17 protein-coding genes, 1 other RNA gene and 2 pseudogenes are annotated in these 20,902 nt (G+C 49.0%); 18 read left to right on the top strand and 2 right to left on the bottom strand.

Annotation, left to right across the window (positions count from 1 at the left end; translation table 11 throughout):
- Positions 1-8 precede the first annotated feature (8 nt).
- The 3 genes from ACMYR3_RS15000 to ACMYR3_RS14990 all read left to right on the top strand — a co-directional run bounded on the left by ACMYR3_RS15000 (position 9) and on the right by ACMYR3_RS14990 (position 4,848).
- Entirely contained in the window at positions 9-2,405 is a 2,397-nt protein-coding gene (locus tag ACMYR3_RS15000) for a 3-hydroxyacyl-CoA dehydrogenase/enoyl-CoA hydratase family protein (RefSeq protein ID WP_424192731.1), read from the top strand.
- A 26-nt stretch (positions 2,406-2,431) separates the two neighbouring features.
- Positions 2,432-3,631, top strand: coding sequence for an acetyl-CoA C-acyltransferase (locus tag ACMYR3_RS14995; protein WP_424192730.1), 1,200 nt, complete (start codon positions 2,432-2,434; stop codon positions 3,629-3,631).
- Between the two features lie 425 nt (positions 3,632-4,056).
- On the top strand, positions 4,057-4,848 hold the full coding sequence (locus tag ACMYR3_RS14990; protein WP_424192729.1) for a GntR family transcriptional regulator: 792 nt from the start codon (positions 4,057-4,059) through the stop codon (positions 4,846-4,848).
- Between the two features lie 53 nt (positions 4,849-4,901).
- On the opposite strand, the gene ACMYR3_RS14985 is transcribed toward ACMYR3_RS14990, so the two are convergent.
- Positions 4,902-5,306: an acyl-CoA thioesterase gene (locus ACMYR3_RS14985; protein ID WP_424192728.1), complete on the bottom strand. Its 405-nt coding sequence runs from the start codon at positions 5,304-5,306 to the stop codon at positions 4,902-4,904.
- Positions 5,307-5,390: 84 nt separating this feature from the next.
- Between ACMYR3_RS14985 and ACMYR3_RS14980 the strand changes: the two genes are divergently transcribed.
- The 7 genes and pseudogenes from ACMYR3_RS14980 to ACMYR3_RS14950 all read left to right on the top strand — a co-directional run.
- A complete protein-coding gene (locus tag ACMYR3_RS14980; protein ID WP_424192727.1) occupies positions 5,391-7,265 on the top strand; it encodes an ABCB family ABC transporter ATP-binding protein/permease in 1,875 nt (624 codons plus the stop codon).
- Between the two features lie 171 nt (positions 7,266-7,436).
- Positions 7,437-8,324, top strand: coding sequence for a glutamate/aspartate ABC transporter substrate-binding protein (locus ACMYR3_RS14975; RefSeq protein ID WP_424192726.1), 888 nt, complete (start codon positions 7,437-7,439; stop codon positions 8,322-8,324).
- Between the two features lie 20 nt (positions 8,325-8,344).
- Positions 8,345-9,094 carry an amino acid ABC transporter permease gene (locus ACMYR3_RS14970; protein WP_424192725.1) on the top strand — a complete coding sequence of 250 codons (750 nt, stop codon included), beginning with the start codon at positions 8,345-8,347 and terminating at the stop codon, positions 9,092-9,094.
- A 20-nt stretch (positions 9,095-9,114) separates the two neighbouring features.
- Positions 9,115-9,792 (top strand): ABC transporter permease subunit, encoded by a 678-nt coding sequence (locus ACMYR3_RS14965; protein WP_424192724.1) that lies wholly within the window; start codon positions 9,115-9,117, stop codon positions 9,790-9,792.
- On the top strand, positions 9,789-10,517 hold the full coding sequence (locus tag ACMYR3_RS14960) for an amino acid ABC transporter ATP-binding protein (RefSeq protein ID WP_424192723.1): 729 nt from the start codon (positions 9,789-9,791) through the stop codon (positions 10,515-10,517). The genes ACMYR3_RS14965 and ACMYR3_RS14960 overlap by 4 nt, the downstream gene beginning before the upstream one ends.
- A gap of 172 nt (positions 10,518-10,689) precedes the next feature.
- Positions 10,690-11,208: an FxDxF family PEP-CTERM protein gene (locus ACMYR3_RS14955; RefSeq protein WP_424192722.1), complete on the top strand. Its 519-nt coding sequence runs from the start codon at positions 10,690-10,692 to the stop codon at positions 11,206-11,208.
- A 528-nt stretch (positions 11,209-11,736) separates the two neighbouring features.
- Positions 11,737-11,856 (top strand): annotated as a pseudogene (locus ACMYR3_RS14950) (PEP-CTERM sorting domain-containing protein); the annotation flags it as partial.
- Between the two features lie 154 nt (positions 11,857-12,010).
- Here ACMYR3_RS14950 and ACMYR3_RS14945 read toward each other — a convergent pair.
- Positions 12,011-12,808, bottom strand: a complete 798-nt coding sequence (locus ACMYR3_RS14945; RefSeq protein ID WP_424192721.1) for a class II glutamine amidotransferase — start codon at positions 12,806-12,808, stop codon at positions 12,011-12,013.
- A 129-nt stretch (positions 12,809-12,937) separates the two neighbouring features.
- Here ACMYR3_RS14945 and pyrC point away from each other — a divergent pair, with 129 nt between their 5' ends.
- From pyrC to ACMYR3_RS14905, 8 genes and pseudogenes are all read left to right on the top strand, one after another.
- Complete coding sequence (pyrC, locus tag ACMYR3_RS14940; protein WP_424192720.1) at positions 12,938-13,987, top strand: dihydroorotase; 1,050 nt, start codon at positions 12,938-12,940, stop codon at positions 13,985-13,987.
- Positions 13,988-13,996: 9 nt separating this feature from the next.
- A complete protein-coding gene (locus ACMYR3_RS14935) occupies positions 13,997-14,818 on the top strand; it encodes a DUF3025 domain-containing protein (protein WP_424192719.1) in 822 nt (273 codons plus the stop codon).
- A gap of 130 nt (positions 14,819-14,948) precedes the next feature.
- An RNA gene (gene rnpB / locus ACMYR3_RS14930) (RNase P RNA component class A) lies at positions 14,949-15,339 on the top strand.
- Between the two features lie 327 nt (positions 15,340-15,666).
- On the top strand, positions 15,667-16,095 hold the full coding sequence (gene mraZ, locus ACMYR3_RS14925; protein WP_424192718.1) for a division/cell wall cluster transcriptional repressor MraZ: 429 nt from the start codon (positions 15,667-15,669) through the stop codon (positions 16,093-16,095).
- A gap of 36 nt (positions 16,096-16,131) precedes the next feature.
- Positions 16,132-17,097: pseudogene (rsmH, locus tag ACMYR3_RS14920) on the top strand (16S rRNA (cytosine(1402)-N(4))-methyltransferase RsmH); the annotation flags it as partial.
- Between the two features lie 107 nt (positions 17,098-17,204).
- Positions 17,205-17,504 (top strand): cell division protein FtsL, encoded by a 300-nt coding sequence (ftsL, locus tag ACMYR3_RS14915; protein WP_424192717.1) that lies wholly within the window; start codon positions 17,205-17,207, stop codon positions 17,502-17,504.
- The gene (locus ACMYR3_RS14910; protein WP_424192716.1) at positions 17,504-19,276 is read left to right on the top strand and encodes a peptidoglycan D,D-transpeptidase FtsI family protein; all 1,773 of its coding nucleotides are present in this window, start codon (positions 17,504-17,506) and stop codon (positions 19,274-19,276) included. The genes ftsL and ACMYR3_RS14910 overlap by 1 nt, the downstream gene beginning before the upstream one ends.
- Positions 19,276-20,901 carry a UDP-N-acetylmuramoyl-L-alanyl-D-glutamate--2,6-diaminopimelate ligase gene (locus ACMYR3_RS14905; RefSeq protein WP_424196551.1) on the top strand — a complete coding sequence of 542 codons (1,626 nt, stop codon included), beginning with the start codon at positions 19,276-19,278 and terminating at the stop codon, positions 20,899-20,901. Before ACMYR3_RS14910 ends, ACMYR3_RS14905 begins: the two co-directional genes overlap by 1 nt.
- Position 20,902 lies beyond the last annotated feature (1 nt).

The following is a 20,902-nucleotide window of genomic DNA, read 5'->3' as shown; positions in this document are numbered from 1 at the left end:
AGGTTGTTGTGTCAAATTTCATCGTCAAAAAAGTTGCCGTACTTGGTGCGGGTGTGATGGGGGCGCAAATTGCAGGGCATCTTGTGAATGCACGTGTTCCAGTCATGTTGTTTGATCTGCCAGCCAAAGAAGGCAACAAAAATGGCGTAGTCATCAGGGCGATTGAAAATTTAAAAAAACTCAATCCTGCTCCTTTGGCTATTGTGGAGGATGCGCAATTTTTGGAACCTGTCAATTACGAAGATGATCTTGACAAGCTGTCGCAATGTGATCTGATTATCGAGGCGATTGCCGAGCGACTGGATTGGAAGCATGATCTCTATAAAAAGGTGGCACCGCATATTCGTACTGATGCCATTTTTGCGACCAATACCTCAGGTTTGTCGATCACAGCTTTGTCAGAAGGATTTGATGCCGATTTGAAGGCCCGTTTTTTGGGTGTTCATTTTTTCAATCCTCCGCGCTATATGCATCTGGTGGAATTGATTCCAACTGCTGCGACCCGATCAGATATTTTGGATGCGCTGGAAACCTTCTTGACGACAGTGCTTGGCAAAGGTGTGGTGCGGGCACTTGATACACCTAACTTTATCGCTAATCGCGTGGGTATGTTCTCCATTTTGTCGACCATGATTGAGGCCGAGCGTTATGGATTGACTTATGAAGTGGTCGATGACATCACTGGAGCCAAACTGGGCCGTGCCCGGTCCGGGACATTCCGTACTGCCGATGTCGTTGGCTTGGATACCATGATTCATGTTGGCAAGACCATGGAAAACTATCTGAAGGATGATCCTTTTGCCCCAATCTATCCAACCCCGGCGGTCATGAAGAAACTGGTTGAGCAAGGTGATCTTGGTCAAAAATCTGGTGCAGGTTTTTTCAAGAAGGTGGGCAAGGATATATTACGGCTTGATCCGGCGAGTTTTACTTATGTCGCTGCCGATGCCAAGACTGACGAGCTGGTTGCGCGTATTCTCAAAAAAGAGCCCAAAGAGCGGTTCAAGTTATTACGTGAATCAAGTCATCCCCAAGCTCAGTTTGTCTGGGCGATTTTCCGTAATACCTTTCATTATGTGGCTTTGCATCTGAATGAAATTGCCGACAGTGCACGCGAAATCGACTTTGCCATTCGCTGGGGTTTTGGTTGGGGTGAAGGCCCATTTGAAATCTGGCAGGCGGCTGGCTGGCAGGAAATTGCCAAGTGGGTCAAGGAAGATATTGATGCTGGTAAAGCATTATGTGCAGCACCGTTACCGGAGTGGGTATTTACTGGCGCAGTAGCTAACAATGGTGGTGTTCATGCTGCAGACGGATCCTATTCGGCAAGCAAAAATGCTTTTGTCAGCCGCTCTGATTTACCTATTTATAACCGTCAGTATTTCCGTGCGCCGGTGTTGGGCGAGGGGGCACTGACTGCAGATAAGGCCGGCAAGACGGTTAAAGAAAATGATTCGGTGCGCTTATGGACACTAGATGGTGAAATTTTAATTTACACGCCCAAGACCAAGGCGAATACCATCAATCATGAGTCAACTGCAACCATCTTTGAAGCAATCCGTGAAGCTGAAGCCAATTTCAAAGGCTTGGTCATCTGGTCGCCAAGCAGTTATCAAGGCAAACCTTTTTGTGGTGGGGCTGATTTGCAGTCAATGTTGCCCTTGTTTATGAGTGGTGGTGCCAAGGCCATTGAGCAAGAAGTTTCGCATCTGCAGCAATCTTTTATGGCTTTGCGTTATGCCAATGTACCTACCGTGGCTGCCGTCGGTGGTATGGCAGTGGGGGGCGGTTGTGAGATGTTGGTGGCATGTCAAAAGCGCGTGGCATTGCTGGAAAGCTATATCGGCTTGGTTGAAGTTGGTGTTGGCTTGTTGCCCGGGGCGGGTGGCTTGACGCATGCAGCACGTCGTGCTGCTGAGGAATCAAAGGGAGGTGTTATCTTGCCGTTCCTCACACCATATTTTCAGAGTGCGGCAACAGCGGCGGTTTCCAAGTCGGCACTGGATGCTCAGAACATGGGTTATTTGTTGACCAGTGATATCGTCGTTTTCAATATGTATGAATTACTGTCGGTTGCCTTAAAAACGGCCAAGGCGATGGCCGACACGGGCAGTCGCCCGCCATTGCGTCGTCCATTCCGCGCAGCAGGACGTAATGCCAAAGCGACGATTGCCACGCAAATTCTCAACCTGAGTGCAGGTGGTTTTATTTCGGAACATGATCGTTATATTGCCAACAAGATTGCGCATGTGGTTTGTGGCGGTGATGTTGAGGAAAACAGTTTGATCAATGAGCAATGGGTTCTGGACTTGGAGCGCGAAGCCTTTTGTGAACTGATTGAACACCCCAAAACGCAGGAACGCATTATGGGCATACTGCAAAACGGCAAGCCTGTACGCAATTAATTGATTTGCATCAACAAGGACTCATCATGACCAAACAAGTACAAGACGCATATATTGTTGCGGCAACACGAACACCGGTTGGTAAAGCCCCACGTGGTGCATTTAAAAATACTCGGCCAGACGATCTGCTGCTTTATGTATTGCAGCAGCTGGTGGCACAAGTCCCTGGCCTTGACCCTAGGTTGATTGAAGATGTTTTTGTAGGATGTGCGTTCCCCGAAGCCGAACAAGGCTGGAATGTGGCACGCAGTGCAGTATTGTTGGCGGGTTTGCCCAATACCATCGGCGCAGTGACAGTGAATCGTTTGTGTGCTTCAGGTTTAACTGCGCTGGCGATGGCGGCCGATCGAATTCGTGTTGGTGAGGCTGATGTTGTCATCGCGGGCGGTGTTGAGTCGATGAGTTATGTGCCAATGACTGGCAATAAGCCTTCGACCAATCCCAAGGTTTTTGAGAGTGAAGCTAATCTTGGCATTGCTTATGGCATGGGCATGACTGCGGAAAAGGTCGCGCAGCAATGGAAAATTTCCCGGGAAGCGCAAGATGCATTTGCACTGGCATCGCATCAAAAGGCCTTGGCGGCAATTCAATCAGGTGAATTTAAAAATGAGATTTCACCTTTTCTCATCAAAGAACAATTTGCCAATCTTCTGACTGGCAAACTGGACGTAGTGACTCGGTTGATGGAGACCGATGAAGGTCCGCGTGCCGATACCAGCATTGAGGGTCTGGCAAAGTTGAAAACGGTTTTTGCAGCGAAAGGTTCGGTAACCGCTGGAAATAGCTCGCAAATGTCAGATGGTGCTGCTGCCTTGATGGTGGTATCCGAGAAAATACTGAAGCAATTCAATCTGACACCGCTCGCGCGTTTTGCCGGGTTTGCAGTTAAAGGTGTGCCGCCTGAAATTATGGGGATTGGTCCCATTGTGGCGATTCCTGAAGTATTGAAAAAAACTGGATTGAGTCTGGATCAGATTGATTGGATTGAGCTAAATGAGGCTTTTGCTGCTCAGTCTTTGGCAGTTATTCAGGATGTCGGACTTAACCCGGAGCGGGTCAATCCCTTAGGTGGAGCGATTGCACTTGGACATCCCCTGGGTGCTACTGGTGCGATACGTGCCACGACAGTGGTACACGCACTGCAGCGCAAAAATCTCAAGTACGGTATGGTGACGATGTGTGTCGGCACTGGAATGGGGGCTGCAGGGGTGATTGAACGTATCTAAACAAGGTGGGACATTTTTAGGCATTTTCTTGATAGCTTCAATTTATTGAAAATGCATTTTTAGTTATTAAAATGGCTTAAATTCTTCTAAATCTTGGTCGTTTGCCATTATTTTAGTAACTGTTACTAAATAATTCAGAATTTTCGTGACGAATTTTCACAAAAAACTCGTATTTACCTGTAAAGTTTAACAGGGTGATGTCGTAGTAGAAAATAACTAGAACTTCATCCCCACACATTTGTTAACAATTGTTAAGTTATGAGTGTATTTTTGTGAATTTCTTTTGATCGGGTTGATTTAACAATTTAATTTGTCAACAATGACATCTTTCAAGTTAATGTGAATCATGGTTGAACATTTTAGTACTTTTGTGTTCTTAACTGGTACTTGAGCGTCGCGAATTATTTTTTAGTATGAAAGCAGCTATGGAACGAGAAGAAAAAGTCTCAGCAAATCAGGTAGTGCCTCTTTATCATCAAATTTATTTGATTTTGCGCCAGAATCTTCTGGATGGCCGGTATGACAGTCAACCGTTGCCTTCCGAAATGGAATTGACCGAGCAATATAAAGTGTCGCGGGTCACGATTCGTCGCGCAATGCAGGATCTGGTGAATGAAGGCTTGATTGCTCGTGGTCGCGGTAAGGGTACATTTGCCAATCGCCCATTAACTGCTGAGCCCTCCAAAGATGCGCATGATGCAGATGGTCTGCTTGGCGATATGATGAAGATGCCAACTGACTGTGTGGTCAGTGTGTTGGATGTAGCTTTGGTGACTGCTTCGACTGAGGTCTGCGAGGCCTTGAAATTGGCTGAGGGCGCAACAGTTCAAAAGGCGACCAGAATGCGTACCGTCGGTAATTTGCCCATTGCGCATCTGACCACTTTTGTCCCAGAGCGTTTTTCTCGTGGTTTTGGCCGTCGTGAATTGGAGCAAAAGGCTTCTTTGCGTTTGCTTGAAGAAAACGGTATTGAAGTAGCGAGTGCATCACAAACCATTAGCGCAAAATTGGCTGACGCGAATGTGGCGCGTCATTTGAACGTGCAGGTAGGCGCACCTTTGCTGTATGTGCTGCGCGTTACTTATGACAAGTCAGGTTTGCCAGTGCAGCTCTTGCGTGGTTACTATCGTCCGGACCGTTTTGAATATCGGATGCAGTTGTCGCGTGATGGTGCCGATAAAGCCAAAATGTGGACTGATTCTGAAGCATTGGTTTGATCTCATTTCAGTAAAAAAAGCCGGACTTGTCCGGCTTTTTTTATGGGCTAAATCTATTTGTTGGTAATCTGGCGTGGCTTGCGAGCTTCGTCAAGTGCCACATAAACCAGTGTCGCTTCAGTTACTTTGAATACTTCATCCTTGTTGTGCCAGCGTTGGGCATAGACTTCTACTTTAATAGTGATGGAGGTATTGCCGATTTTTTCCACATTGGCATAAAGCGTCAAAAGATCACCCACAAAGACGGGCTGTTTGAAAACGAAGGAATGAACGGCAACTGTTGCAAATCGTCCGGCAATGGCATAGCTGGCAGCGACAGACCCAGCCAGGTCAACTTGTGACATGATCCAGCCACCAAATGCATCGCCGTTAGGATTGGCATCCTTGGGCATGGGGATCACGCGCAAGGCGGGCATTTTATTGGCGGGCAGTGAGACGTTGTTATCTTGATCGGACATGATGCACCTGTTGTGTTAAATCTGCATAGGCCAGCACAGACCTGTCATGCGGATTAGAATGAAAAAAACATTCTGATTGTATCCATGCGTCGTCATTCTTCCTTGTCCTTGCCACCAACCAGCGTTTCAGGTGTGGCATCTCTTCCACGTAATGACTGGCAGACCATTCGGTCATTATTGCCTTATTTGCTCAAGTACAAATTGAGAGTGGCGCTGGCATTGATATGTTTGGTACTTGCCAAGGTAGCCAATATCGGCGTGCCATTGGTGCTCAAACAATTGGTCGATGGTTTGTCGATTACCCCTGAACATCCTCGTGCGATGCTGGTCCTGCCGATTGCCACGCTCATTGCTTATGGTTTGTTGCGCTTGTCTACCTCATTGTTGACGGAGTTGCGCGAACTGCTTTTTTCAAAGGTGACTGAGTCTGCTGTTCGGGAAATTTCCCTCAATGTGTTTCGCCATCTGCATGCCTTGTCATTGCGCTTTCATCTGGAGCGTCAAACGGGTGGTATGACGCGTGATATTGAGCGGGGCACACGCGGTATTTCTTCGCTGATTTCCTATTCGCTGTATAGCATTGTGCCGACGCTTGTTGAGGTGGGGCTGGTATTAGGCTATTTGCTGACCAAATATGATTATTGGTTTGGTGTCATCACCATCATTGCGCTGGCAACCTATATTGTATTTACGGTTTCGGTGACGGAGTGGCGCATGCACTTTCGGCGTACGTTGAATGAAATGGATTCCAAAGCCAATACCAGGGCGATTGATTCATTGCTCAATTACGAAACTGTCAAGTATTTCAATAATGAAGAGTACGAGGCGCGGCGCTATGACGAAGGCCTGAGAAATTTGCGTAAGGCTGCCATCAAGTCGCAGCAATCGTTGTCATTTCTGAATGTTGGCCAGCAGGTCATTATTGCGACGGCTTTAATTTTGATTTTATGGCGTGCTACTGCCGGTGTGGTGGACGGGTCAATGAGTTTGGGTGATTTGGTGTTGATTAACGCCTTCATGATTCAGTTGTATATCCCGCTCAATTTTTTGGGGGTGATTTATCGTGAGATCAAACAGAGTCTGGCGGACCTGGAGCGTATGTTCAAGTTGTTGTCCGTGCATCGGGAAGTTGTCGATTTATCCAGCGCGCTGCCATTGCGTTTATTGGATGTTGCGCACGGACCTCGTATTGAATTTGATCAGGTAAATTTTGCTTATGACATGCATGCCGCACCAGGTGTGGCGCCAGGCATGAAGCGGCAGATTTTGCATGATGTCTCGTTTGTCATTGCGCCGGGGACGACAACCGCTGTGGTGGGGACCAGCGGTGCGGGTAAATCCACACTAGCGCGTTTGCTATTTCGCTTTTATGATGTCCAAAGTGGCACGGTTCGTATTGATGGCCAGGATATTCGGCAGATCACTCAGACTTCAGTGCGATCGGCGATTGGCATTGTGCCGCAAGATACGGTGCTCTTTAACGATACGATTTTTTATAATATTGCCTATGGTCGACCTGGCGCGGCCCCAGAAGAAATTGAGGCCGCCGCACGCGCTGCTTATATTCATGATTTCATCGTCAGTTTGCCGGAAGGGTACAACAGCATGGTGGGTGAACGCGGGTTGAAGCTATCGGGTGGTGAAAAACAGCGGGTGGCCATTGCACGCACGATTCTCAAAAATCCGGCAATTTTGATTTTTGATGAGGCTACTTCTGCATTGGATTCACGCTCGGAGCAAGCGATTCAAACCCAGCTTAAAGCGATTGCCAAAGATAGAACGACCTTGGTCATCGCGCATCGGCTTTCCACCATTGTGGATGCGCAGCAGATTCTGGTCATGGAACATGGCCGCATTGTGGAGCGTGGGACGCACCAAGAATTGCTGGATCAAGCAGGGGTTTATTCCCAAATGTGGGCGCGGCAACAATCCTCTTCTAGTAAAAATGATACTGAGTAGGAGTAAAAAAACAACCCCTTTATTTATGCACTTAAGCGACTTAAATATGGACTTACTGCTATGGAGTATGCAAATACTATTTGTTTAGGCAAGGTATCTGCATATGCACTAGGAATGAGCTAAGGTTTTTTTGTTACACCCATAACCATTCAAAAACGAGAGAGGTTCGCCATGAAAAAAATAATCGCCGTGTTGATCAGTGCTGCTTTTCTGACTTTGGCCCAGGCTGAAGAACTCACCGGCACGCTTAAAAAAATCAAGGAAACTGGTGTGATCAATCTGGGGGTACGAGAGTCCTCCATTCCCTTTTCATACAACCTGGGTGGGGTCCGTACTGTTGGTTATTCTTATGATCTGCAGCAGATCGCCGTAGAAGCGGTGAAGGCCAAACTTAAACTGAGCAAACTGGAAGTCAAGGAGTTGCCGGTCAATTCGCAAAATCGTATTTCACTGGTGCAAAATGGTTCGGTGGATTTGGAATGTGGCTCGACCACCAATAATCTTGAGCGCCAAAAGCAGGTGGCTTTCTCAACAAGCATTTTTGTGGTGGGCACGCGTTTGCTGACTAAAAAAACTTCTGGCATTAAAGACTTTGCTGACCTGGCCGGGAAAAATGTGGTGACCACCGCGGGTACGACTTCAGAGCGCTTGATCCGCAAGCTCAATGAAGACAAAAAAATGGACATGAACATCGTCAGCGCCAAAGATCATGGCGAGTCATTCCTCACTTTGGAAACAGGGCGGGCAGTCGCCTTCATGATGGATGATGCGCTGCTTTATGGCGAAATCAGTAAATCCAAAAAACCGGATGACTGGACGGTGGTTGGTGCACCGCAGTCCCATGAAGCCTATGGCTGCATGATGCGCAAGGAAGATGTGGATTTTAAAAAGGTTGTCGATGAAGCGCTGACCAAGGCCATGAAGTCTGGCCAAGCCAAAGAGATCTATCACAAATGGTTTGAGTTGCCTGTGCCCCCACGTGGCAACAATCTCAACTTTCCATTGAGTGACGACATGGTCAAGCTCTACCAGAGTCCAAATGACAAGGCTTTTGAATAATCACCCACGGAGCCACTATCATGAATGGTTATCAGTGGTCATGGGGGTTTCTGGTCAGCCCCGTTCAGGAAGGTAGTCAAACCACTTATCTGGACTGGGTTCTCCAGGGGTTTTTGCGCACAGTTGAACTTGGACTGATCTCTTGGATATTGGCTTGTGTTTTAGGTATTGCCTTGGGCGTGGCGCGTACCTGGCCAAATCGTTTTCTTAATGCTTTGGCTGCTGGCTATGTGGAAGTGTTTCGTAATATTCCACTCCTGGTACAGTTATTCATTTGGTACTTTGTCTTGCCAGAATTGTTGCCTGTGCATTGGGGCGACGCTTATAAGCAAACCTCGCCGGTCGCGCAGCAATTTACCGCGGCGATTCTTTGCCTTTCACTCTTTACTGCTGCGCGGGTGACTGAGCAGGTCAGAGCGGGGATTGAGGCCATTGCCGGTGGTCAAGGACGCGCGGCACTGGCATTGGGACTCACGCCCTGGCAAAGTTATTGGCACGTACTTTTGCCTGTCGGGTTGCGCACGATCATTCCGCCGCTGACTTCCGAGTTTCTCAATATCTTTAAAAATTCTTGTGTGGCCTCGACCATCGGTCTGCTCGAATTGGCTGCGCAAGGCCGTCAGCTGGTGGACTACGCGGCACGACCCTATGAATCGTTTCTGGCTGTCACCATCAGCTTTGCCATCATCAATCTACTCGTCATGGGTGGCATGTACTGGCTGGAAGCCAAAACCCGTTTACCTGGCCGTAATGGCAAGGCAAACGCTTGATCGGAGAAAACGGAGCCATCATGTATGAATTCGACTTTTCCCTGATTCCAGATAATTTGCCTGTCATGTGGCAAGGCATGATTGTCACGCTGGAAATCACGTTGGTGGCGATTGTGGTTGGCATGCTTTGGGGCATGGCATTGGCTGCCATGCGAATCTCGGGCGTACGCCTGTTATCGTGGTTTGCAACAGGCTATATCACCCTGTTTCGTTCCATCCCGCTCTTGATGGTGCTGCTCTGGTTTTTTCTGGTGGTGCCGCGTCTGCTTGAATCTTTGCTGGGTTTACCCAATGGCACGGATATGCGATTGGCCTCGGCCATGGTCGCGTTTACTCTGTTTGAATCGGCCTACTATGCCGAAATTATTCGGGCAGGCATTCACAGTATTGCGCCCGGCCAAATTGGCGCAGCGCAGGCGTTGGGGATGAATCAATGGCAGGCGTTGCGTCATGTCATTCTGCCCCAGGCCGTGCGTAATATGACACCTTTGTTGCTGACACAGGCCATTATTCTGTTTCAGGATACGTCTTTGGTTTATGTGAGCGCGTTGACTGATTTTTTTGGCGCAGCCTATGGCGCAGGCGAGCGGGATGGCCGAATTGTTGAGATGGTGTTATTTGCGGGGGCCGTGTATTGGGTAATCTGTACATCGACTTCCATGCTCGTTAAGTTATTCAGTAAAAGGATAATCCGATGATTTCACTACAGCATGTCGGCAAGTTTTACGGTCGCTTCCAGGTCCTGACGGATTGTTCTCTTGAGGTTCAGCAACGTGATGTTGTTGTGGTTTGTGGTCCTTCTGGTTCCGGTAAATCAACATTAATCAAAACCATTAATGGTCTGGAACCCTTTCAGCAAGGACAAATTCTGGTTGATGGCATTTCGGTCGGAGACAAAAAGACGGATTTGCCCAAATTGCGCTCGCGCGTCGGCATGGTTTTTCAGCATTTCGAATTATTTCCTCATTTATCGATTACCGAAAACCTGACTTTGGCACAAACTCAGGTATTAGGTCGTAGTCAGGATGCTGCGGTACAAAAAGGCTTGCATCTGCTTGAGCGAGTCGGTCTTAAGGCCCATGCAGACAAATACCCTGCCCAGCTTTCAGGGGGACAGCAACAGCGCGTGGCAATTGCGCGAGCCTTGGCCATGGATCCGATTGCCATGTTGTTCGATGAACCAACCTCGGCGCTTGATCCAGAAATGATCAATGAAGTGCTTGATGTCATGGTGGAGTTGGCCAAGGAAGGGATGACCATGATCTGTGTGACGCACGAAATGGGTTTTGCGCGCAAAGTCGCCAATCGGGTCGTATTCATGGATCAAGGCCATATTCTTGAGGATCGTCCCACAGAGGAATTCTTCGGTGCGCCAAATACGGCTCGAGCCAGAGAGTTTTTGTCGAAAATTTTGACACATTAAGAATATTGCTCTTGTTGAAGTCAGTGGCGATCATGTTTGAAATGAGGTTTTAAGGCTTGTTTGTGTGAACTTTTTTGAAATAAGACCCGAATTCCGGCTTGATTGCTGATTTTCTATTAAAGTGGTTTAACTCTTGCGTTATTGAAGAGAAATCCATTTTTAATAGAAAATCATGATCAAAAAAATTACGACACTTGTTTTTGGAACGCTACTCTTTGCTGTTAATGCACAGGCTGTGACATTAAATTTCTTGCAGGAGAGCGAGCCGAATAATAGTTTTGGTACTGCAAATTTGATCAGCGCCAGTCCGCTGGTTAGTTTTGATCAATACTATATGCAAGGTGTCACCAATAGTAGTGACCCAGAGTTCATGACTTTTTCATTGGGTAGCAAATCAAATCTTTGGTTAACCAATATGTATGGCTTGCAGGATAGCTACATACATTTATATGATGGACAGCATCAACAGGTAGGTATTACCTTCTTTAATGATACTCAGTTGACCTATCAAAACCTGAATGCGGGCACCTATTTTGTTGAAATCGCCAGCTATTCTGCTAAAACAGTCGACTATAAACTGGCTATTGGCAGTATCGCTGCAGTTCCTGAGCCAGAAATCTACGCCATGATGATTGGTGGATTCGGGATGGTTTCTTTAATGGCCAGACGCCGTAAAAAAGCAATTCAGTGACAGTAAAGTTACATTTTTTTGATTGTGCGACCGCGGCAATTCAGTAAGAATGTTTTCAACGGTAATTTCTAAAGTTTATTTCAGGCGTTTATGACTTATGTCTGGGTTTCTAAGGTGCAAACTATGTTGAACAAAACTATACGAAGCTTTTCTCTGGTGGCGATGATGTTGGTTGGTATTAGCGCTTCGGCGACAACCATTTCCTTAGAGTCCGAGCCGAATAATTCATTTGCTAAAGCTGATTTCATCGGCACGGTGTCGCCAATTAATGATTTGGTTGCGGTTGGTAGTTTTCCAAATGCTTCACAAGATTTCTTTTCTTTTACAGTGGGCACTAATTCAAATGTAAGTGTTTCTTTTCAGGACTTTTTTAATGGTCGCCCTCGTCAAGCAAGCCAATACGTGAGCCCATTGCTGACAGTATTTGATTCCAACAAGGCAACGATAGCAAATTCATTTGTGGGCACAGCTGGTTCCACTTATTTTGCAAGGTTGAGTGGTGGTCAGTTCAGTACGTATGCCTTACATGTAACAGCGGCTGTTCCTGAGCCAGAAACTTATGCCATGATGCTGGCTGGTTTGGGCCTGATCGGTGTGATTGCTCGTCGTAAAAAACAATCGACTGCGCAAGAAGTTGTCGCTGCCTGAGTATTAATTCTTTAATAAAAAAGCCGTGCAATGCACGGCTTTTTTATTTTTATCCCCTGATAAATGATTGATGTATTGCTGATTTAAGGTATGATCCTGCATTGGTTGATGGAAAAAACTGTCAGATTATTTAGCAAGTAGCGTTGATCAGGTTTTAATCTGTGGATTCATCCTTAATCATCATGTGTAGTTCTATCTGACCCTCTTTAAACATCAGCATGGTTCCCGGTGGAACGGTAGTCCATTGTTCATTATCAGTGAGTGGTTGAGTTGCGATGATGGCGACTCGATCCTGGTTTGTAGTTAGGGCTGCAAAATCGACAGTGAGATCGGCGTCACTTAAATGCGCCTGTTTGAACGGAAATTGTCGAATCACATAATGTAATGAAGTAGAGCAATGCACGAATAAGGCTCTACCATCTGAAAGCATGAAGTTAAAAGGTCCATGTGACCTGATATAACGGGTATAGGCCAGCAATGTCTGAAATAACTCGGGCGAATCAGGGGCGCTGGTACCGAAACGTGCGCGCAGATTTTGCATGATGTAGCAAAATGCGATTTCGGAATCAGTGTCACCGACTGGTGAATAAAAACCATCCAGAGGCGGGGCAAAGTTTTTCAGGTCGCCATTATGGGCAAAGATCCAGTGTCGCCCCCACGCTTCGCGCATAAATGGATGACAGTTTTCTAATGTAATGGCACCTTGAGTGGCTTTACGGATGTGAGCAATCACATTTTTGGATTTGATAGGATAAGCCTTCACCAATGCCGCGACTGGTGAGGTGGCAGCAGATTGGGTATCAATAAAGGTCTGGCAGGCTTTTTCCTGAAAAAAAGCGATGCCCCAGCCATCGGCATGATGATCCGTGCTACCGCCACGCTCTGAAAAACCCGAAAAAGAAAACAGGATGTCGGTTGGCGTATTGCAATTCATTCCGAGCAATTGGCACATGGTATGAGTACTGACGATGATCTTGATGGTGGGCGAAAATCTGATGCTTTAGCTACTTTACTGTATTCGCCCGTTAAAAGCTTGGCAAGCCTTTTACAATAGCGTTTTGTGCACACACTTTTGACCACCATGACTTTTATAAATACGCTTGAAATTACCCAGCCCGATGACTGGCATTTGCATTTACGTGATGGGGAGGCTTTAGAGAGCGTTGTGGCGCATACTGCGGCACAGTTTGGCCGTGCGATTGTGATGCCCAATTTAAAACCGCCAGTGACGACCACTGAGCAAGCGTTGGCTTATCGTGAGCGGATTGTGGCTGCTTTGCGTAAAACTTTGCCAGGTAGCCATTTTGAGCCATTGATGACGCTCTACCTGACTGACAATACGGCGCCAGATGAAATTGAGCGAGCCCATCAATCGAGCCTGGTACACGCGCTCAAGTTGTATCCAGCGGGTGCCACGACGAATTCAGATGCGGGTGTCACCGATATACGCAAATGCTATCCGGTGCTGGAGGCAATGCAAAAGCTGGGTATGCCGCTCTTGATACATGGTGAGGTCACAGATCGTGAGATCGATATTTTTGATCGCGAGGCGGTCTTTATTGATCGTGTATTGCAGCCATTGCGCAAAGATTTACCTGAGCTAAAAATTGTCTTTGAACACATCACCACCCGCGAAGCTGCGCAATATGTGCGCGATGCAGATAAGCGCGTTGCCGCCACCATCACGGCGCATCATCTGCTTTATAACCGAACCGCCATTTTCACCGGTGGGTTACGCCCTCATTACTACTGTTTGCCGGTGCTCAAACGTGAAGTGCATCGCGAGGCATTGGTAGCAGCCGCTACCTCTGGCAATGCCAAGTTTTTTTTGGGGACAGATAGTGCCCCTCATGCCAAGGGTTTGAAAGAGCATGGCGCGGCCTGCGCAGGTTGCTATACCGCGCTGACGGCCATGGAGTTATATGCGCAAGCCTTTGATGCGGTGGGTGCATTGGATCGGCTGGAGGGGTTTGCCAGCTTCTTTGGAGCAGATTTTTATGGCTTGCCGCGTAATCAAGGCAAAATCAGGCTGATTCGCCAGAGCTGGACACCTCCAGAGGAGTTACCCTTTGCGGCAACTACTATTGTGCCCTTGGGTGGTGGCGAGACCTTGGTCTGGAAACTGGCTTAAGAGCGAGTGTTGTTGAATCCGTTTGCGCAGGATCTGCCAGCCAATTGGCAGGCACCTTGGTTGGCCGAATATGCTGCGTTGGCCAACTCACTGGAGGCGCAGGAGCTGCATCAGCAGCTCAATCGGCACGCCGCTGTGTCGGGTTTATGTAATAGCCACGGCGCGCCCATTCAGTTTTTGCCGCAAAGCTGTCTGTCCGAAGGCATGGCTTATGAGGCGCATATCGCCGCCACGGGTCAGGTGCCTACTCGCAATAATTGGCATGATGCATTCAATGCCATGATCTGGTTACATTACCCGGCGCTCAAAGCCGCACTCAATGCAAGGCAGGCGCAAGAAATCGCGCAGGCTGGCATCGGCCAGGTGCGTGGACCAGTGCGGGATGCTGCGACCCTATTTGACGAAAATGCCGCTTTCTTCGTCACCAGTAATATGGCTTTGATTGAATCGCTGCAAAGCATGGATTGGCGTGCCGCTCTGTTTGGGGTACGTGCGTGTTTTGGTAAGACTGCGCAAGTGCGTTTATTTGGTCATGCCTTACTTGAAAAACTGCTGCAACCCTACCCAGCTATCACCGCTCATGCGCTGTGCATTCAGGTTGGATCTGATTACTTTGGTTGGGCTGAATCTACCCAGCGGCAATTTCTTGATGGTCAATTAGCGCAATGGCTGGCACTGCAACCCTTATCCTCACGCGATTTCACCCCTTTGCCCATTTTGGGGGTACCGGGATTTTGGTCTGCCAATCTGGATGATGATTTTTATGCCGATATGCATGTTTTCCGGTCACTCCGACGATCCCCATGCACCACAAGAATCGTGCTGTTTTAAGCAATTTTTAAGGAGTATATGCATAAATATGGGTTTCCAAGTGCTTATTTATTGGCCTTATTTTTTTACTGAGTGGAGTATGTGTTGCGAGGCGTGAGCTGCTCGAATAAACCCGCTATAATGATCTGGTAAAGCAGGCTGGATCGTCGCGGATGGTTTTGCCATTCGAGGAAGGTCCGGACTCCACTGAGCAGGGTGACGGCTAACAGCCGCCCGGGGTGACCCGCGGAACAGGGCCACAGAAAATAAACCGCCGATGAACTGCTGCTTGCAGCGGTAACAGGTAAGGGTGAAACGGTGCGGTAAGAGCGCACCGCGGCTACGGTAACATAGCTGGCACGGTAACCTCCACCCGGAGCAAACCCAAATAGGCAAACGCGTTTCTTCGGAAACACTACGTGGCTCGCGTAGCGTTTGCGGGTAGGGCGCTAGAGCCCTGGTGCAAACCAGGGCCCAGAGAAATGACGATCACGCTTGCGTAGGCAAGTGCACAGAATCCGGCCTACAGGCCTGCTTTACATTCTTACTGTTAAAAAACACAGTATCCTTGCAGTCTCGGAGCCCATTACTGGATTTCCCTTGCAATGGATACTCCCCCTCTGATAGAAAAATACAGCCACTTCAAGAATCAGCTTTCACTTTCATTTATAGCCTCTTGATTCTAAAGAAAAAAGACTTAATTCTTTCTTCAAAAAGATGCGCTAAGTCCTTGTTCTGATTAAAAAAATTTGTTTCCAAAGGGGTAAAAGGCTTGACCGTCTATTTTCATTCCTCTAAAGTGGGAAATTATGGGTTAAAGTGTTTTTTTGTGGAAAAAAATACCTAATTCGGGAAATAAAGGGAAATTTGTGTTCCAGGGAGTCTCTGCACTGACGCTCGATGCAAAAGGAAGGTTGTCGATTCCGACCAAGCATCGCGAAGTGCTTCAAATACAGGCAGAAGGTCGGGTGACTATGACGAGGTCTCCCGATGGCTGCCTGTTGCTCTTTTCCCGTCCGGAGTGGGAGGTTTTTCGCGATAAGGTCATGGATTTAAAAGGTGATGCGCAGTGGTGGAAGCGAATTTATCTGGGTAGTGCTTCTGATACTGAAATCGATTCTGGTGGGCGCGTGTTGATTTCGCCAGAGTTGCGCAAGGCGGCAGGTCTGGAGCGTGACGTGATGTTGATGGGCGTGGGTACACGCTTTGAAATTTGGGATGAGGCAACCTATATGGCCAAGGAAGCAGCAGCCTTGGCTGGCGGGATGCCCGATTCTGTCAAGAACCTCAGTTTCTAGGCGGCTATGTCTAGCCTGACTCCATCGCCGCAAGACATGGCCTTGCTGCATAAAACGGTATTGCTGGATGAAGCGGTTGAAGCTTTGCTGGCCGGTTTGTCTCATCAGCAAAAAGTGGCTGACACCGTGTTGGTGGATGCCACTTTTGGACGTGGTGGGCATAGCCGCAAGATTTTGTCGCAGTTGGCAGCGCATCCGGGTGTGCGTTTGCTGGCTTTTGATAAAGACCCGCAGGCCATTGCTGCCGGGATGAATTTAGTCGGTGCGCAGGGTAATGCGCAATTTGGTCTGGTGCATGCCAGTTATGCCGAGGCAGCGAAGATCCTGCAAGAGCAGGGCACAAAAAACCTGGCGGGTGTGTTGATGGATTTGGGTATTTCTTCGCCACAAATTGACGTGGCGGAACGGGGATTCAGTTTTCGACTGGACGGTCCGCTCGATATGCGTATGGATACCACGCAGGGTGTGACGGCAGCGGAGTGGCTGAAAGAAGTAGATGAATCAACCTTGCGGGAGGTGATCAGGGATTATGGGGAAGAACGGCATGCTTTTCAGATTGCAAAGGCGATTGTTACTCGCCGCGACGATGCCTCACGGGGCCCACTTTCAACCACACGCGAACTTGCCCAGGTCGTGGCAAGCGCCGTCAAGACGTCATGGCGCGATAAAGGCCAGGATCCGGCCACACGTACGTTTCAGGCTATTCGGATTTTCATCAATCGGGAGCTTGCGGAGCTGCAAATAGCTTTGAATGCCCTGTTGCCGTTACTGGCACCGGGCGCGAGGCTTGTTGTGATCAGTTTTCATTCTCTGGAAGATCGACTTGTGAAGCGGTTTATGCAATTTCATGCTCATGGTCCTGAGGTAGATCGGCGTATCCCAGTGCGGGCTGCCGATTTGCCGCAGCCTCTGCTCAAGTTACTGGGCAAGGTTGTGCCGTCTGCCGCGGAAGTGACTGCCAATCCCAGGAGCCGGTCTGCGGTGATGCGCGTTGCTGAGCGAACTGCAGAACCATTGAACAATTGGTATCCCAATAACCAGGTGATCTGGCCAGCGCCAGCGCAATCTGCCGGTCCACACAGCAAAGTTTCCAGCAAGGAGGGTAAGCCATGGGCCGCCTGAATTTGCTATTGCTGATTGGTCTGGTGGTGAGTGCATTGTCACTGGTCACTGCGCATCATGAACAGCGTACCAAGTTTGTTGAACATGAGCGCATTGAAGCGCAAGCCCGTCAGCTGGATATTGAGCGCAATCGTTTGCAGCTTGAGCAAAGTACCTTGTCCAAGAGTGGCCTGATTGAGGCGACGGCGCGCAAAGATTTGCATATGCAGCCTATTTCTACGGGACGTACCGAGTTCATTACGCTGGGTAATGATGTGATTGCCGATAAACCTGAAGGAGCGCGCTGATGGTTGATAAGCCCGCTAAGAAAATATCGGAAAAATTTGGTGGCAGCAAAGGTATGCGCTTTGGTGATAGCCCGCTGCTGGGTGTCGATTTGCCAATGTGGCGCTCCAAGTTGGCGGTGTTTTTGATGTTTGCTGCCTTCATGGGGTTGATTGCCCGTGCTCTGTACGTGCAATGCATTGATACGCGCTTCTTTCAGCGCCAGGGTGAGATTCGTTATCAACGTAATCTGGAGTTGCCTGCAACCCGTGGCAAGATCATGGATCGCAATGGTCAGGTGCTGGCTTCCAGTGTGCCGGCCAAGGCCGTTTGGGTAATTCCTGAAGATGTCAAAACCAATGACCCCAAGTTGCCCGAGCTGGGTCGACTGCTTGGTATGAGTGTGGCTGATATCAAGAAGAAGCTCAGCGAAAACAAAAACTTTGTTTACCTCAAACGCCAGGTCGAGCCAGCCGTGGCCGATAAAATTGCCAAGCTCGATGTCGATGGTGTTGAGCAGCGCAAAGAGTACAAGCGCTATTACCCCGAAGGGGAAACGGTCGCTCATGTGGTGGGTTTTACCAATGTGGAAGACCTTGGCCAGGAAGGTATGGAGCTGTCGTTGCAAAGCATGCTGGCAGGCAAGACCGGTGCGCGTCGCGTCATCAAGGACCGGCTGGGCCATGTGGTGGAAGATGTGACCGATATCGTGCCGCCGCAGGATGGTCGGGATATGACCTTGTCGATTGATAGCAAGATTCAGTTTCTGGCCTATACGCATTTGAAGAATGCAGTCGATGAAAACCGTGCCAAAGCGGGCGGCATCATTGTGCTTGACGCCAAGACCGGTGAGATTTTAGCCCTCGCCAATTTGCCAACCTATAACCCCAATCAACGTGGTCAGCTCAATGGGGCACAGTTGCGTAATCGGGTATTGACGGACACCTTTGAGCCGGGTTCCACCATGAAGCCATTCACGGTATCGCTCGCGCTGGATGAACACAAGGTCACGCCGAGCACTCAGATTCAAACTTCACCCGGCAAGTTGACAATCGGTACAGCCACGATTTCCGATTCGCATGCGCATGGCATATTGAGCGTGGCACAAGTCATTCAAAAGTCCAGCAACATTGGTACGGCCAAAATTGCCTTGCAGATGGAACCCCATGATATGTGGGAAATGTTTACCGAAGTGGGTTTTGGACAGGCGCCAAGAATCGGTTTTCCTGGCGCGGTGGCCGGACGTTTGCGGCCTTATAAAAGCTGGAAAACCATCGAGCAGGTCACCATGTCTTATGGTTATGGCATTTCGGTATCGCTGTTTCAGCTGGCGCGTGCTTACACCGTGTTTGCGCGTGATGGCGAGTTGATTCCGGTTTCCATTACCAAGACGGATGGGCCCGTGGCAGGGAGTCGCGTGATTTCGCCCGAAACCGCCAAGGCCATGCGCGCCATGCTCGAAATGGTGGTCAGCCCGGAAGGTACCGCACCCAAGGCGCAGATCGTGGGTTATCGCGTGGGCGGCAAAACGGGCACAGCGCATAAGCAGGAAGGTAATGGCTATTCCAATAAATATCGTGGCTTTTTTGTGGGCATGGCACCGATGAGTGATCCGCGCATCATTTGCGCAGTGATGATTGATGAGCCATCCAATGGTAAGTATTTCGGTGGTGATGTGGCTGCCCCGGTATTTGCGCAAGTGATGGCAGGTGCCTTGCGCGCACTCAACATTACACCTGATGCACCTTTCAAGACCTTGGTCAATGTTGAAGGCGGCGTTGAGGAGAGCATGTGATGAACTGGCTGGCCAATCAATCTGCCGATGTGCAGCAAGCACAAGCTTTGCTGGCATGGGTGCGGGTGCATGCGCCCGTTGCGGTTGATCTGGCTTTGGATAGTCGCAAGATCAAGGTGGGTGATGTGTTTCTTGCTTATCCAGGTGACTTTGTGGATGGGCGTAACTTTATTGCTGCGGCGATTACGGCTGGTGCTGTCGCGGTGTTGTGGGATGCCCAGGACTTTGTCTGGGACGCCACATGGACAGTGCCCAATTTGAATGTTGAAAATCTCAAGGCGCAAGTGGGTGGTCTGGCGGCTCGTTTTTACGGTGATCCAAGCACGAAGTTGCACAGCATTGGCATTACCGGCACCAATGGTAAGACATCGATTAGCCAATGGCTTGGTCAGGCATTGACACAGGCCAAGCGGCCTTGTGCGGTGGTGGGCACGTTGGGCATCGGCATGTCGGGCAAGCTCACCGAAACCGGTTTTACAACGCCCGATGCGGTGACGTTACAGCGCGAGTTGGCGCAGTTGCAAACCCATGGTGCGCAAGTGTGTGCAATGGAAGTGTCCTCGATTGGCATTCAAGAGGGGCGCGTCAATGGGATGCACTTTGATACCGCAGTCTTTACCAACTTCACACAAGATCATCTTGATTATCACAGCAGCATGGCGCAATACGCCGAGGTGAAACGGGCTTTGTTTGCCTGGCCCGGTTTGCGCGCCGCAGTGCTGAATTTGGACGATCCATTGAGTCATCAAATCCTTCAATCCGAGGTGAGCATGTTAGATACTGTTGTGGGGTATTCAAAAGAGCCTAATAATAACGCACTTGAGAATGATGGTTTTGCCTATTACTCCCCTGGAGTACGGGGTAGGGTAAAGCTTTTTGCGGAACGTATCCGTCATTCGATGGATGGCTTGAGTTTTACGGTTAAGGCTCATGATGAGGCGGGTAATCTGTTGAGTCATGAGGTGGAAACTAAATTGGTGGGTGACTTTAACGTCAGCAATACGCTGGCGGTGATTGGTAGCCTGCTTTGTGCCGGATTTAATTTGACTGATGCCATTCGCATGGTCGGTAAGCTTACGCCGGTGGCCGGTCGTATGGAGCAGTTAAGCGAGCCGAATCGCCCACTGGTCGTGATTGATTATGCGCATACACCGGATGCACTCGAAAAGGTATTGAACAGTCTGCGCCCGATGGTGACTGTGCGACAAGGCAAGCTTTGGTGTTTATTTGGCTGTGGTGGTGATCGTGATGCGGGCAAGCGGCCGCTCATGGGTGCCATTGCTGCACGACTGGCCGATCAGATCGTGGTGACGAGCGATAATCCGCGCAGTGAAGTACCGCAAGCCATCATGCAAGCCATTGTGGATGGCATTCCTGCCGAACGGCATGGTGTGCTGGTCACTCAGGAAGATCGAGCTGCGGCAATTTTGTATGCCATCAATCATGCAAGTAGCAATGATGTGATTTTGCTGGCTGGCAAAGGCCATGAAAACTATCAGGAAGTGATGGGTAAAAAACGGATCTTTTCCGATCATGATCATGCTTTGCTGGCGTTACGTTCCCGTGGTGGTTCGGCTAGTGGCGTAGCAAGTTATGGCAATGTCAAAACCGGGAGGGCTGCTTGAG

Source organism: Ampullimonas aquatilis (assembly GCF_049675895.1).
In the GTDB taxonomy this organism is placed as follows: domain Bacteria; phylum Pseudomonadota; class Gammaproteobacteria; order Burkholderiales; family Burkholderiaceae_D; genus Ampullimonas; species Ampullimonas aquatilis.
This window is presented reverse-complemented; position numbering and strand designations above follow the sequence as displayed.